Origin of the sequence: Rubripirellula lacrimiformis (assembly GCF_007741535.1) — a bacterium.
GTDB lineage: Bacteria > Planctomycetota > Planctomycetia > Pirellulales > Pirellulaceae > Rubripirellula > Rubripirellula lacrimiformis.
The window spans coordinates 109595-123153 of sequence record NZ_CP036525.1 but is presented as its reverse complement, the minus strand read 5'-3'; the positions used below and the strand labels follow the sequence as shown (position 1 = coordinate 123153).

General features: G+C 57.7%; 11 protein-coding genes. 3 read left to right on the top strand and 8 right to left on the bottom strand.

Features of this window, described 5'->3' with window-relative positions; genetic code table 11:
• Nucleotides 1-13 precede the first annotated feature (13 nt).
• The 5 genes from K227x_RS00425 to K227x_RS00405 form a co-directional block, all read right to left on the bottom strand.
• Entirely contained in the window at nt 14-1081 is a 1068-nt protein-coding gene (locus tag K227x_RS00425; protein ID WP_218933661.1) for a hypothetical protein, read from the bottom strand.
• A 43-nt stretch (nt 1082-1124) separates the two neighbouring features.
• Nucleotides 1125-1757, bottom strand: a complete 633-nt coding sequence (locus K227x_RS00420) for a hypothetical protein (protein WP_145167476.1) — start codon at nt 1755-1757, stop codon at nt 1125-1127.
• Nucleotides 1754-3862, bottom strand: a complete 2109-nt coding sequence (locus K227x_RS00415) for a serine/threonine-protein kinase (RefSeq protein ID WP_246146400.1) — start codon at nt 3860-3862, stop codon at nt 1754-1756. The genes K227x_RS00420 and K227x_RS00415 overlap by 4 nt, the downstream gene beginning before the upstream one ends.
• 239 nt (nt 3863-4101) lie before the next feature.
• Nucleotides 4102-4761, bottom strand: a complete 660-nt coding sequence (locus K227x_RS00410) for a hypothetical protein (RefSeq protein ID WP_145167474.1) — start codon at nt 4759-4761, stop codon at nt 4102-4104.
• A gap of 181 nt (nt 4762-4942) precedes the next feature.
• A complete protein-coding gene (locus tag K227x_RS00405; protein WP_145167472.1) occupies nt 4943-5758 on the bottom strand; it encodes a hypothetical protein in 816 nt (271 codons plus the stop codon).
• A gap of 662 nt (nt 5759-6420) precedes the next feature.
• Between K227x_RS00405 and K227x_RS00400 the strand changes: the two genes are divergently transcribed.
• Nucleotides 6421-6621: a hypothetical protein gene (locus K227x_RS00400; RefSeq protein ID WP_145167470.1), complete on the top strand. Its 201-nt coding sequence runs from the start codon at nt 6421-6423 to the stop codon at nt 6619-6621.
• A gap of 58 nt (nt 6622-6679) precedes the next feature.
• On the opposite strand, the gene K227x_RS00395 is transcribed toward K227x_RS00400, so the two are convergent.
• Together K227x_RS00395 and K227x_RS00390 are read right to left on the bottom strand one after the other, a co-directional pair.
• Nucleotides 6680-8152 (bottom strand): sulfatase, encoded by a 1473-nt coding sequence (locus tag K227x_RS00395; protein ID WP_145167468.1) that lies wholly within the window; start codon nt 8150-8152, stop codon nt 6680-6682.
• A gap of 159 nt (nt 8153-8311) precedes the next feature.
• Complete coding sequence (locus K227x_RS00390) at nt 8312-9406, bottom strand: TIGR00266 family protein (protein ID WP_246146399.1); 1095 nt, start codon at nt 9404-9406, stop codon at nt 8312-8314.
• Between the two features lie 239 nt (nt 9407-9645).
• Here K227x_RS00390 and K227x_RS00385 point away from each other — a divergent pair, with 239 nt between their 5' ends.
• A complete protein-coding gene (locus K227x_RS00385; protein ID WP_145176971.1) occupies nt 9646-11043 on the top strand; it encodes a Gfo/Idh/MocA family protein in 1398 nt (465 codons plus the stop codon).
• Between the two features lie 104 nt (nt 11044-11147).
• Here K227x_RS00385 and K227x_RS00380 read toward each other — a convergent pair whose 3' ends face one another.
• Nucleotides 11148-12140: an extracellular solute-binding protein gene (locus K227x_RS00380; protein WP_145167466.1), complete on the bottom strand. Its 993-nt coding sequence runs from the start codon at nt 12138-12140 to the stop codon at nt 11148-11150.
• 89 nt (nt 12141-12229) lie between these two features.
• On the opposite strand from K227x_RS00380, the gene K227x_RS00375 reads away from it, so the two are divergent.
• A complete protein-coding gene (locus K227x_RS00375; RefSeq protein ID WP_145167464.1) occupies nt 12230-13489 on the top strand; it encodes a hypothetical protein in 1260 nt (419 codons plus the stop codon).
• The last annotated feature ends 70 nt before the right edge of the window (nt 13490-13559 follow it).

The following is a 13559-nucleotide window of genomic DNA, read 5'->3' as shown; positions in this document are numbered from 1 at the left end:
ATGACGGCGTTGATCAGCGAGCACGCTGTGCGTTTTGCTGGGCTTCTAAGATCGCACGCTCGATGAGACTCGGGCCAGCATCCAGATCTTCGTCTTCGGTAGCCAAGATCGGGGCGACCGACCCTGCGTTGCCTTGCTGGCGAGCGGTGTTGTAGACGTCGATGCTGCCCGACGTTAACTCGGCACCGGGTGGCAAGGGAAATCGCCCGATACTGGCACCGTGGAAATTGATGTCTTCGATCGGATCGGCGCCAGCACCAGCGGTGCGATCAATCGCCACCGATTGAATTTGCCACTGGTGGACGACGATCTCGTACCGTACCGCGGGCGGCACCTCAGACACGACTTGGCGGTCAGCCACATCGCCAAACGGGGTGATGACACGAAAGTTCTGGACCAATCGTGCACCAGAGTCGCGCTGCACCATGACTTCGACCGCGTCCGACGGCGGGATTCGCATGACCCGCGTCGCGGATGATTGGCTCCGATCCACAAGCCCCACTTGGATGTCACGTGGACCACCGTTTCGTAGCTGAACCCGCACGGGCGATAGAGGTGGATGGGCAATCGTCTGTGCATCAACCAGGACCGATTGCGGCAGCGGTGGTCCAATCGGATAGACAGGCCCGAATCCTGGTGTCGGTATCCAGGGGACCAAACCGGCAGGGATGCCATAGCCCAAGGATCCAAAACCCGGCACACCGAACCCCGGGTTCGGCCTGTGGATGCCAGCGGGTCGCACACCGGCCGGTCGTACCGTCCGCCGCATCACGCGATAGTTCGGCGCGGCGTCGTCCAAGTCGGCCGACATCATGCGACCGAATCCGCTGCGGGGAAACCGGACGATTCGGTTCAGTTCCAGGTTGAAGTAACCGGCGAACCGGCCATCCAAGGAATCGTAACGGGGTTCGCGATCGAACAGAATCCGTTGGCCGGTCCGCTCGTAAACCATCATCTGCTGGTGATGGACTTCGACGCGAGCGGCCACTCTACCGTCAGGCTCGACCATCTCGAAATCGTCCGCCAAGACAGCCGCGCATGCGACCCAACAGATCACCCATCCCATCACTGGCCTGAACATCGTCATCTCTCCCCCGGAAAAGGCGAAAGACTTGATTGTACGCTTAGGGGTTCGGATAGCGGCGACTAATCACACCGATTAATCCACCGGTACACATCAACACGACCAGCCCCAACGATGTCAGGCCGCCAAGTGCTTTCAACCGGTCGGCGACTTCGACGTTTTTCCAGGCCGCCAAGATTTTGTCTTGGTCAGCGGAATCAAATCGCAACTCCACGGCGGCTTCGTACTTGGTCGAATCACCCTGCATGACCTCTCCCAAGTATCGCTGGGAGATCAAGTTTTGATCCAGGTCGTCATCGGTAAACTGATAGAAGTCAAAATCGCTTGATGATCCGACGAGCCGAGAAACGTACGTCGCAACGGCCGCCCGCTGCATCCATCGCAATTCTTCCAGCGCGTCTTCGGAATGATCGCAAGCCGACGAAACCACGACGATACGGTCCTCGTCGCCTCCCAACGTCGGCTTATCATCCAACCATTCGGGACGGTCATCGGGATACTCAATGTGATCCAACGGAGCCACCGAAAGTTCGGCCGGAGCCGGCTGAAGTTGAACTGCCGGCAATTCTTCGCGATTCGATTCTGCCGACCAAGCCGAGGTGACCATGATCACCAACAACCATGTCGATCCACCGATCGCGGCGGTCGATCGCAAACCAGTTAAAGGGTTCATGCCATGCTCCTTGATTCAGGTTGAGCCGACGGTTGATTCGTTCGGACCAGTTCCGGTTGTCGGGGGTTCCGAGGGCTGATCCACGGCGCGGCCATTTGGATGGCGATCGCGATTCCGCCTGCGACCATCATGCCAGCAGGCTGGGGCACCGGCAAAATCTGATGCACCGCCCATTCACCGACGACAGCCACAGCGACCGCCCAAAAGCTAAGTCGCGTTCGACGTAGCGGATCGACGGCTTTCCACCAACGTAGACCGGCAAACAGCAGGGCAAAGTGAGCCATCATCGCGGATGACTGAGGTACCCCATTGGTGTCATACAAGGCTTGCGGCAGCGTCGTTTCATGAATGTCTCGCAACAGCCCCACATCCATCGGAATCATCAAAAACTGTTGCAAACCGAACGCGACCGCTCCCACGCCCGCACCGATGCCCGCTAGGACCAACCGGCGTGGCAGGGCTTCGCCGTCTTCGCGTTCCCATAGTTTTCCCATCCCCAAAATCGCAAGCGTCGACATCAAGACGACCATCGCCATCCAACCAAAGGGGGCGATCGTGGTCGCATCCACTGGCCCGCTGTGCAACCCAACGACTCCGGCGACGGTCGCCAATCCGAAGGTCGTCAAAATGGCGGCGATCCACGATGCGTTCAACTCGGCAACGCGATGGACGGAATGCTTTGCCCGCAACACGTTTCGCATTTCGCCTCGCCACTGCGCCTTGGTCATCGGAAACTTCAACGACCCACGCGTGTCGACAGCCGCACGATTGGCAATCCGTTGGGCTTCCGCATAGCTGGGCTGTTGGCGAACATGCAGCACCATCTGACGGACGATGTAATAGGGCACATAGAAGACACCCAGGACCGACAGCAGCGGCAATAACCAGCTAGTGTTGACCAGCAATACAAAGCAGGCGACCAAAACCAAAACAGCCTTGCCTACCGGCGACCGATCCAGAGTCCGCCACCAAAGATTCAAATCATCAAGACTGTGCCGCACCGCTCGTGCCAACGGTTCGTCGGCCACTTTAGGTTCAGGTCGAAATGGCGGTTCCGAATCAACCGGCGCATCCGCTTCATCTTGGACCAATGAAGCTAAAACCGGCGTCTCCAGATCGCTGGGCACGGCGCGAGTCCGCTCGGGCTGATTCGATGTCGAAAGCCCCAACGACGACATCATCTCGGCAACGGTTGAATAGCGTTTGGCAGGATCTTTTTCTAAACAACGCAGAATCGTCGGTCGGTATCGGGAATCAATCGACGCCACGTCGGGCACCGCAGTCATGTGTTTGACGATGATCTCGTGACAGCTTTCGCCATCAAAGGGAACTTGCCCGGTCAGCATTTCGTACAACATCACACCCAGTGCATAGATGTCGATCTGGCGTCCATACTGGCCACGGCCGATCTCGGGTGCCATGTAATGGAACGTGCCAACACTTTCGGTGTGCCCGCCACGGTGCGACGTCGAAATGAACTTACTGAGTCCATAGTCGCCCACCTTCGGGATGCCCATATCATCGAACACGTTGCCCGGTTTCAGATCGCGATGAACCAAGCCCGCCATGTGCAGGTGTTCGACGCCCGATGCAATCGATGTCAGCCATCGATCCACTTCGGCGGCCGGCAGTCCATCGGGAGAATCGTCTAGCACTTCCCGCAGGTTCGGCCCCGCGACGTACTCCATCACGATCCACCACTGGTCTTGGTCGTCGGGACAGAGGTCGAACAACGACACCAGATTCGGGTGTTTCAGGTTCAGGCAGTGCGATACGCCACGCAGTTCAATTTCAAGGTTGCGTTGAATTCGCTTCAACGCCACTTCTTTGCCTGCGTCGGAAACCGCAAAGTACACTTCGCCAAATCCCCCCACACCGATCCCACGACGAATCGTGTATCGAGGAAGCGGAGTCGATCCGGGCGAATAGGTGAATTTCATCGGTCGCAGTGAAGAGTTCTCGAAAGCACACGTTTCAGCCAACCAAGCGGCCGAGGATCCCATGCCGTTCTCGGGATCGGGATCGTCCAGGATGACCGCAGCGGGCGTTTCCAGGCCGGCATCGCTAGCGGCACCGATCTTCAGTTTATCGAAAAGACGTGACATGACGCGTTTTTTCCCCCCACATGAATCGGCATTTTTCGGTTCCGCACACCACCCCGGCCACCAGCGATGTGCTACAGGGAAGGCCGCATCGGATGCCAGTGGGGGCGCTCGAAACCAACGATCGATCCCATTTTTCTGTTCCGCACCGGACTGAGACGCACCGGACTGAGATGCACCGGACTGAGATGCACCGGATGGGGGTCGACCCAGGAGAGGTCCGCCGGGTTGAGGTCGTTCGTTCATGCTGACTCCAACGTCATCGTAATCGAGCCCATCGACGTCGGTCGTCCGGCCCGCAATTCCAACCACTCACCATCCAAACCAACTTTTCCGACCCATCCGCTGGGTCGATACACCAGCACGACCATCTGCGACGCATCACGGTGACGCAGATGGCAATCCCGTCCGGCACCCATCACGACCGTTCGATCCACCAACACCACCGCATCGACGTGGCCGTCGAACCGATGGGGCGGAGCAACGCTCAAGACGGCGGTCGTCGACAGGGGACTAGGTTTGGCCAATTTGACGCTCGCCGACCCGTCGATGCCCAACAATTTCCCGTCACTGATCAGTGTCCTGGCCACCCCGCCCCCGCCCTTCACCACACGGTCGGTCTCTGCGTCGGCGGACTTTGCACGCCCGGATGGTTCGGCTTCCCAGAAGTAGTCGCCCGCTTGGCGATAGATCGTGCCTGCCTTGCGAGGCCAATCAGCGTGCACACCGATATCAACCGTCGAATCGACATCGGAATGAGGCAACAGATGCTTTCGCGTGCCTGCCCGCCCCAAAGAGAATTCATTCCCGACCAACAATAGGAAACCACCACATCCATCCACCCACAGTCGCCACCGGGACCCCCCGGGCAAATCGTTCGGTTGTGTGGTGGGCTCAGACACGAGAGCGGTCCCGTCGTCGTTGTGGAAAAGAGGAATGGAAAAGTGTGCAACCAGAGATGTGCTGCGATCGGGCGGCCATGATCGCGGGCGGCCCGACATGCGTCAAAGGAGCGGACGATCCCTCGTTCGCTCCCGATGCGTTTGACGAATTCCCCAGCCAGGGCTGGGGGTCACCCGCCGATCAGTTCAACTGAATCGAAACCAATGCCTCGGCGTCTGCCGATTCATCTCCGGTTCCTTGGAAATATGACGAGATCTCGTTCAACAAGTCTTCTTCGCTGGGATCATCCAAGTTGATCTCACCAAAGTACTCGACATCCACCGCCATCGTTTCTTCCTCGACGTCGATTCGGGTCGCGATTGCATCGAGCAGTTCGCGCGTCTGTGACAACTGGCTGTCATCAAGAGCCAACCCGCTGCTGGTTTGTGCCACCCGCAGGGCGCCCAAACGTGCTTGCAAGTTCTCGACCTCGACCTCCAATTGACGCTTCGCACCCAACATCGCATCCATTCGCTCGTGAGCAGCATTCAGCGATGCTTGACGCGACGCTAGCATTTGGTCCAGCTTCTGTGCTGTCGCTTGGCGAGTCTTGAAACGCTTGAAGCGATTACCCAAGTCCGATTTGACCTGAGCCGACGTGTAGGTGCGACCGCCATAGCTGTACACCGTGCTGTCGTTCTGAAGATCTTCGCTTAAACGCTGGATATCCGATTCGCCCTTGGCCAATCGATCATGGTTTTCGTCCAGCTGCTTCTGCAGCGATGCCACCTGAATCTTCTCGTGGGCGATACGCTTCGCGTTGTGTTTGATCTCCGGAGTCAAGTCGGCGATCATTTGGCGAGCTCGCTTCAGTTCCCACTCAAGTGGCACTGCGTCGCTAGCCGAACTAGTCAGCCAACTGGCTCCGCATCGTGCGTAGCTGAACAATGGTACGCCCAACGTGACGCTCGAGAGCAACGCCAAGACGCCTCCGGTAAGAATCATTTTCTTGATCATGGGTCTCCCCTCCAAAAGTGGTGTTAGTTGGTCACGATTCATGCGACGGATTCAAAGTGCGCAAATCCGCCCATTGTTGGGCCACTGAGCGTAGCCCCGGTCATGCAGTGCAATTGGCACTGGCAAACGCGTCACACAACACCATTCGCCGCTCGCCCATCGTTCTTGGGAACCATTTGAAAAATTGTTGCCAGGAAGCAGAAACCCATCGATTTTCGTCAAGACGCGGGGCCCCAAAGCCGAAAAGATGCCGCAACCCTCACGGCTGTTGCGATTACAGTGGGATTGACCAGTACGGGAGAATAAAGAACAACAATGGCACATCTACGGCATATAATTACACTGAGACGTTAAGAACTGCCGATGAATGATTCCGGTGCCTGCCGGGTTGGCAATTTGAAACACTCGTGTTGCAAATCTGCCACAAGATGCAGCAACCACCAAAACCACCAAATTTCATTTAACTCGTTACTACAGATAGACTTAACGCATGTGCGAGAGCCTCAATCGAGACTTCGGCACATCGCTTGCTGTGAACCACCTATACCGATCGCGGGTCTTTTCGACAGACGCTCGACGGTAAAAGCCGAGATCCCTCGTCTGCACGATTTTGGTTAGTTTCAACATTCGCAACGGATTGCCCAGCAACGGAGCCGCCTCCGATGACGACATCAAGCGACCACAACACGACCCCATCCAAGCCGGTCCCTTCGGGCCAGCACTGGAATGAATTGACGGCCACGCTGACCCGCGAGTCGACCGAAGCGTTTGCGCTTTGGATGGATGAAGACTTGGACAAGCTGACCGAGGAACTGAAGCGATACGCGTCGCCTCGTTCAGTCCTGAAAAGCATCAGCCGCTAATCACGCCGCAGCCCCGCCGAGGCGATCAGGTGGATGTCACCGATCCAACCCGATCCGCCTAAGTTCCTGAATGGGACTCGGCACACCACTTGGCCAAACCGGGCAAAAACGATGCGTATTTCGGATCACTGGCGACGTTCACCGTCGCCCCCGGATCAGTATCAAAATCGATCAGTTCGATCGCATCCAGTTCACCCGTCTTCACCGATCGCCATTCGGTGTAGCGAAAACGGTCGGTGCGGATACTGGTACCGCGCATCTGGCCGGCGCCGGGTTTGTTCTTCAAGTACTGGCTGAACGCCGCCGGTTTCACTACCGCCGAGGGATCGGCCAGGATGGGCGTCAAACTTTTCCCTTGGCAATGCTCGGGAACGTCCAGGCCGGTCATCTGACACAGCGTTGGAAAGATGTCGACGAACTCCGCCATCGACTCGCTTGAACGATCGGGGGCGACACCCGGCGCGGACACGATCAACGGTACACGCGTTGCGATTTCATAGTTGGTGTGTTTGCACCATTCACCAAAATCGCCCACGTACCAGCCATGATCGCCCCACAGAATAACGATCGTATTGTCGCGCTGTCCGGTTCGATCGAGTGCGGCCAGTAACTTGCCGACTTGCGCGTCGGTATAGCTGACCGCTGCGCGATAGCCGTGGATCAGTTCGCGTGTTTTCTCGTCATCAAGATAATCGACGTCACGAGGGATGTCGGGATAGTTTTTCAGCTCTCCCCAATTCGAACTGGCGTAGGGCACGCCGTCGACAACACTGGTGCGAGCAGGAATTTCGATCGACGATCGGTCGTACAGATCCCAGTATTTGGCCGGTGCGTTGAACGGCAGATGAGGCTTCAAGAAACCAACGGCAAAGAAGAACGGTTTTTCGTGATCGGCGAATTGCTCGATCACCCGTACCGCGCGATCAGCGTTGTGCCCGTCGTTGTACATTTCGTCGGGGACATCGCCACCGTTTTCGTTCGATGGGCCAGCCTTATCTGACGGTCGTCTGTCGCCCTTGGGTTTCCTTTCAGTGGGCTTCGCGTTTTCGGCAAGAACATACGACTTGCCTTTGCCGGCCTGCGCTGGCGCCCACCGGTTGACGTTCAAAGTCCACGAAGACGCATCATCGCTGGCGCTATGATAGATCTTCCCCAAGAACGCGGTTTCGTAGCCGCTTTGTTTGAAATGCTGGGGCAACGTCAACACATCCGGCATCTTCGAACGCAGCGGCGTTCGGAAGTTCCAACAACCAGTCGTTTCGGGGCGACAACCGCTCAGCAAGCTAGCCCGCGACGCACCACAAACCGCCACCTGACAATAGGCTCGATCAAAACGGACTCCTTCACTTGCCAGCCGATCGATGTTGGGGCTGTGGATGTGTTCGGCGCCATAGCACGCAAGTTCGGGACGCAGGTCATCGACCGCAATCATCAACACATTCAGCCGGTCCGCCGCCCCGGATGCGCTGACCAACAACAGAGGAAGCAGCAGCGAAATCCCGACGGAAAATCGATTCAGTTGACGTTTCATGACCGCGGTCTTTCCACAAGAGAGGTGATGTTGACGACCAATCATAGTCGATGCTGTGCCACCTCCGTTGGTTTCAAGTAGCACGGCCTTTCCAGGCCGTCAGTCGCGCATAGAGAAACCATCGACGGCCTGGAAAGGCCGTCCTACTTTGGGGGATGGTCAGTCGCCCATGAACATTTCGCCAAGACCGCCTAGCACGGATCCTTCGCCCTTTCGCGATCCACCGCCCACCCCAGGCAGGCTGCTGGCGATTCGACCGGCCAAGCGGCTGAACGGAAGCGACTGTAGCCACACCGGCCCTGGCCCCGTCACGGTTGCCAGAAACAACCCTTCGCCACCAAAGAACGCGTTCTTCATTCCGCCCACAAACTGAATGTCGTAGTTGATCGTCGGGCCGAGCGCCATGATGCACCCGGTATCGACACGGATCTGTTCCCCGGCTTTCAATTCGCGGTACATCATCGTGCCCCCGGCATGAACGATCGCGATCCCGTCGCCGCGAAGTCGCTGCATGATGAAACCTTCGCCGCCGAACAATCCGGCGCCGATCTTTTTCTGGAACGCGATGTCCACTTGGATGCCTCGGGCACCGCAAAGAAACGCGTCCTTTTGGCAGATGATTTCGCCACCGAGTTGATCCAGGTGCATTGGAATCATGCGTCCGGGATAGGGCGAACCAAATGCGACCTTGGCTTGATTGCCGCCCATGTTTGTGAACGTCGTCATGAACAACGACTCGCCCGTCAGCACTCGTTTTCCAGCCGAGATGGCTTTGCCGAGAAACCCAGTGTCCTGTTTCGACGGGTCGCCCAGGACGGTGTTCATTTCGATGCCGGCCGCCATGTACATCAATGCGCCCGCTTCGGCGATCGTTTGTTCCCCCGGATCCAACGTGATTTCGACGTACTGGGTTTCGTGCCCAAAGATTTCATAGTCGATCTCGTCCGCGTTTCGGCGGCGACCGTCGTTGGACTGGCCCCCCCGCATCGACACCGGGGCGGAATGGATCTCGACATCCCCCGCTAGAAAATCGTTGTCGCCGTCGGTCGTCGAATTGGGCAATTGCGACGACGGATCTGCACCACCGCGGCCGGCGACACTGGCTGTGATCGGTTGCATCGCGAACGAGTCGTCGGGTTCGGCCACACTGGGGATCACAAACTGACCGCCACAAGCTTTACAGCCCACCCGGCGACCGGCCATCGATGGTTCGCCCTGATATTGCTTTCCACATTGGGGACAACTGAACTGCATAACGAAATCCTTGACGAGAGGAGGAAAGAGGTGAACCTGAGAAAAAACAACGACAACCGGTCACGTTGCCCAGGCACGACAAACAGTGCCGCGAGGCGCAACGATCAGGCGGATTGGGGAAAAAAACGCCATTGGCGAAGAAATCGACCTTCACCAGGGGTAAACTGTGGGGATCGGGTAAGCCTCGCAAAGGCCTGGCCGTCCCATTGGAACCCAATCTCCCTCAGAGTTTAAGGTCGATATCCTTGTCCCAATCAAAGCAACAACGCCGTCAATTCTTAAAGACGACCGCGGTCGCTGGAACCGCCGCCTCGGTGCCCTATTTCTATTCGTCGCCGAAGACCCTGGCGGATGAAACGACCAGCAAGAACGACCGGATGACCATTGGTGTGATCGGTGCCGGTGGCATGGCCAATGGCAACATGAACGCTGCCAAGAAATGGGTCGACGTCGTTGCAATCGCGGATGTGGATCGCAGCCGAGCCGACCGAGCAAACAAGACCATGGCCGGTGGCAATGCGGATCTTTACGAGGACTATCGGGAGATCCTTGATCGCGACGATATCGATGTTCTTCATATCGCAACGCCCGATCACTGGCACACCAAGCCGCTGATCGAAGCGATGTTGGCAGGGAAGGACGTTTACTGTGAAAAACCGCTGACCCTAACGATTGACGAAGGAAAACAGATTCGCAAGGTCCAGAAGGAAACCGGCCGAATCGTTCAGGTGGGAACGCAACAACGCAGTACGTTCCACCTATTCGTCAAAGCCATGGCGATCGTCGCCGAAGGCCGACTCGGAAAGATCCACCGCGTGCAGGCTGCGATCGGCGGCGCACCGTCGTGTGATGCCATTCCAGTGGCCCAAGTCCCCCCAGAACTCAACTGGGACCGTTGGTTGGGTCCAGCACCAGCAGTCGACTATCGTCACACCAAAACCGGCGACAAGAACGGTCGCGGCAACACCAATTGCCATTACGAATTCCGTTGGTGGTACGAGTACTCGGGCGGCAAACTGACCGACTGGGGCGCCCACCACGTTGATATCTGCAACTGGGCTCTGAAGCTCAATGGCCAACAGGCCGGACCGATTTCCATCGGTGGAAAAGCAACGCACCCGGTCGAGTTCAAAGACGGAGTCGCGGTCCAGAACGATCGCTACAACACCGCCACATCGTTCATGTTCAATGTGGCCTACCCCGGCGGCACCGAAATGGTGATCCGCAACGACACCGACAACGGTGTGTTGATCGAAGGTGACAAGGGGCGAATCTTCGTCAACCGTCGCAAACTAGCCGGTGCACCTGTCGAAGCGCTCCAATCCAACCCGCTGCCCGAGGACGCGATTTCCAAGGTCTATCGCGGCATGCCGATGGAACACAACGAACGCGCCCAACACTGGGCCAACTTCCTGCATTGCGTACGAACTCGCGAGACCCCGATCAGCGATGTCCACACGCACATGGAAATGTTGAACGTGTGCCACCTAGCTGGCATCTCGGCCCGATTGGGTCGCGATTTGAAATGGGACGATTCGTCGGAACAGATCGTCGGTGACGAAGTCGCCAACAGCATGCTGAGCCGCCCGTACCGCGAAGGCTACGAAATCGAAATGAAGGAAGCGGTCACCAGCTAGTTTGCAAGCCCGCAGGCGACCGATCGATTTCGGTCACTGACATCTTGATGGTCAACTGGAACGCCAGGGTGGCCCGAAGTAACGAACTTCGGGCCACCCTTTTTTCATTCAAAGATCGCCAAGACTTCTTTCGACCAAGCATCCCAATCGTCGGCAGCCTGTTCGAACGGAGCCCGCATCCAACGGACGGGTGATTCGGGCAGGACGCGAGGCGGGAACTTGCTGCCGCGGCTGATCGGCAGTTGGCTGCTATCGCCCATCGCCAAACGATCTTCGGTTTCGGCCGTCATCAGGTAGTCGGCCAGTTTGCCCGCCGCGATCGGGTGCGGAGCGTTCTTCATGATCGCAATCGTGTTGGGAATCCGCAGCGTCCCCAGTTGGTCGGGTTCCTGATCGGGATAGACGATCGCAACGGGAAAACCCTGATCCTTTTCGATGATCGCGTCGTCCGTATCGGTCAGCCCCCACGCCACGGTGCCGGACGAAACGGCCAAGGCGACCTGTTTGTTGCCAGACAATATCTTGGCATTCCCAGCGATCGCCCGCAGTTGATCGATCGTGGCATCATGTCCCACCAATTCACGCAGCACCGCAAAATGGGTCGCGGTGGTCCCGAACAGGGGTCGCGCCATTGCGCAGTTGCCGGCCCATTTTGGATCGGCCAGATCGGCCACGGTCGACGGGTACATCGCGGGGTCGGTCAAAACCTGAGTGTTGACCATCAAGACACGGGCGCGGGCGGCAAACCCACACCAGGTGCCATCGCTGGCGATCATGTCGCGAGGATAACCCGCGTCGACGTTCCAATCGTGTGGCTCTAGCAGCCCTCGTTTCTGAAGCCGAACGGTGTGCATGATTTCGTTGTTCCAAAACAGGTCACACACCGGCGACTGCTGTTCGGCGATCAGTACATTGACCAAACCGACGGTCTTGGTTGATTCGACATCGAACTTCGAAATCACACCGGTATCATGGTCCGTGGTCCGTTCGAAGGCGTCCAAAATCGGCGTTGCGAATTCTTGATCCAGTGCCGAATAGACCACCACGTCGCTTTCGGTCTTGGAAACGCAGCCGGCCAACAACAGCAGGCCGGACATGCCCAGGATCGTTTTTCGGATTCGCCGGACGGACGATTGGACGACCGATGAACTTTCAACGTTCCGGCCAGACAAGTTAGAATGAAGCAATGAATCGAACATGGATCGTTATCGGGTGGTTGTGCGGATGGGTGATTGCCGCAGCAAACGCATGCGCGGTCGAACCCTACCAATTGACCGGCCAGTTCATCGAACTGACCACGGATTTGGATGACCGGGATGAAGCCCAGACACTCGTAACTTCGTTTGACGCTGCCGTTCCCCAGTGGATCGCGTTTGGGAATCTTGCCGACGACGTCGCCCAGGGCTGGAAGGTGAAGGCCTTCGTGATGCAAGACAAATCGGTGTTCATGAACCGAGGATGGATTCCCCTTCGTGTTCCTGATTTTCCCTTTGGCTACGCGATCGACGACTCTGTTTGGGTATTGGCTCAGCCCAGCCAGTATTACACACGCCACTTGCTATTGCATGAAGGTGCCCACTCATTTGCCTTTCACGCCTTCGATGGGGCTGGCCCGATGTGGTTCATGGAAGGGTCGGCGGAGCTGCTGGCCACTCACAACGGGCACGGCGAACGGACCCAGACGATCGCCATCCCGGACCATCGCGATGATGTTCCCTACTGGGGGCGGTTCAAAAAATTGGACCAGTTGCGATCCGCCGGCACGACCCCACCGATCGAAACGGTGATGAACTATCCACCGACGTTGACGGGGGATATCGAATCGTACAGCTACAGTTGGGCCGCCGCGTCGATGTTTGCCGCCTACCCCGAGTACCGTCCGGGTTTTCTGCGGGCGCTGAGACGGGGACGAGACACCAGCAAAAATTTCAACCGCCAATTCTATACTCCGCTGGCGGCCCACTGGCCGGTGGTCGCGGCGCGATGGCGGTTGCTGGCCCATGACTTTGACTTTGGTTTCGACTGGGATCAACAACGCGTCGAACTTTCGACCGACGATCCACTGTGGAACGGTCAACCCATCGAACTGTCCATCGAAGCCAACCGGGGCTGGCAATCGGCCGGCGTACGGTTGCCCGCCGGTGCTACCGTGCGTGTGCGTGCAAGCGGCGAAATCGTTCTGGACGACGACCCTAAACCTTGGATCAGCCAGCCCCCGGGGGTCACCATCCGGTACCACCATGGAAAACCGCTCGGGCAATTGATCGCCTGCGTGCTGCCCAACCAAACGCCGCGACAGGGCGATTTGCCTCCGCTGGTGATCGAAGCGGTCGGCGACGAAGCAACGATCTCCGTTGACGTCCACAGCTGGTTGCTGTTGAAAGTGAACGATGCCGTCGGTGATCTGGACGACAATCAAGGATCGCTAGACGTCGTGATTCAGTAGCGTCAGTTCCCGACCAAACTGTCGGTTCGGCGGCAATGGACGGCTCGCGGGCTGCGAACTGGATTGGACA

Coding starts and splice junctions, on each gene's coding strand:
- K227x_RS00425 (WP_218933661.1), bottom strand. CDS start 1,081: ATGTTCAGGCCAGTGATGGGATGGGTGATCTGTTGGGTCGCATGCGCG.
- K227x_RS00420 (WP_145167476.1), bottom strand. CDS start 1,757: ATGAACCCTTTAACTGGTTTGCGATCGACCGCCGCGATCGGTGGATCG.
- K227x_RS00415 (WP_246146400.1), bottom strand. CDS start 3,862: ATGTCACGTCTTTTCGATAAACTGAAGATCGGTGCCGCTAGCGATGCC.
- K227x_RS00405 (WP_145167472.1), bottom strand. CDS start 5,758: ATGATCAAGAAAATGATTCTTACCGGAGGCGTCTTGGCGTTGCTCTCG.
- K227x_RS00400 (WP_145167470.1), top strand. CDS start 6,421: ATGACGACATCAAGCGACCACAACACGACCCCATCCAAGCCGGTCCCT.
- K227x_RS00395 (WP_145167468.1), bottom strand. CDS start 8,152: ATGAAACGTCAACTGAATCGATTTTCCGTCGGGATTTCGCTGCTGCTT.
- K227x_RS00390 (WP_246146399.1), bottom strand. CDS start 9,406: ATGCAGTTCAGTTGTCCCCAATGTGGAAAGCAATATCAGGGCGAACCA.
- K227x_RS00380 (WP_145167466.1), bottom strand. CDS start 12,140: ATGTCCGGCCTGCTGTTGTTGGCCGGCTGCGTTTCCAAGACCGAAAGC.
- K227x_RS00375 (WP_145167464.1), top strand. CDS start 12,230: ATGAATCGAACATGGATCGTTATCGGGTGGTTGTGCGGATGGGTGATT.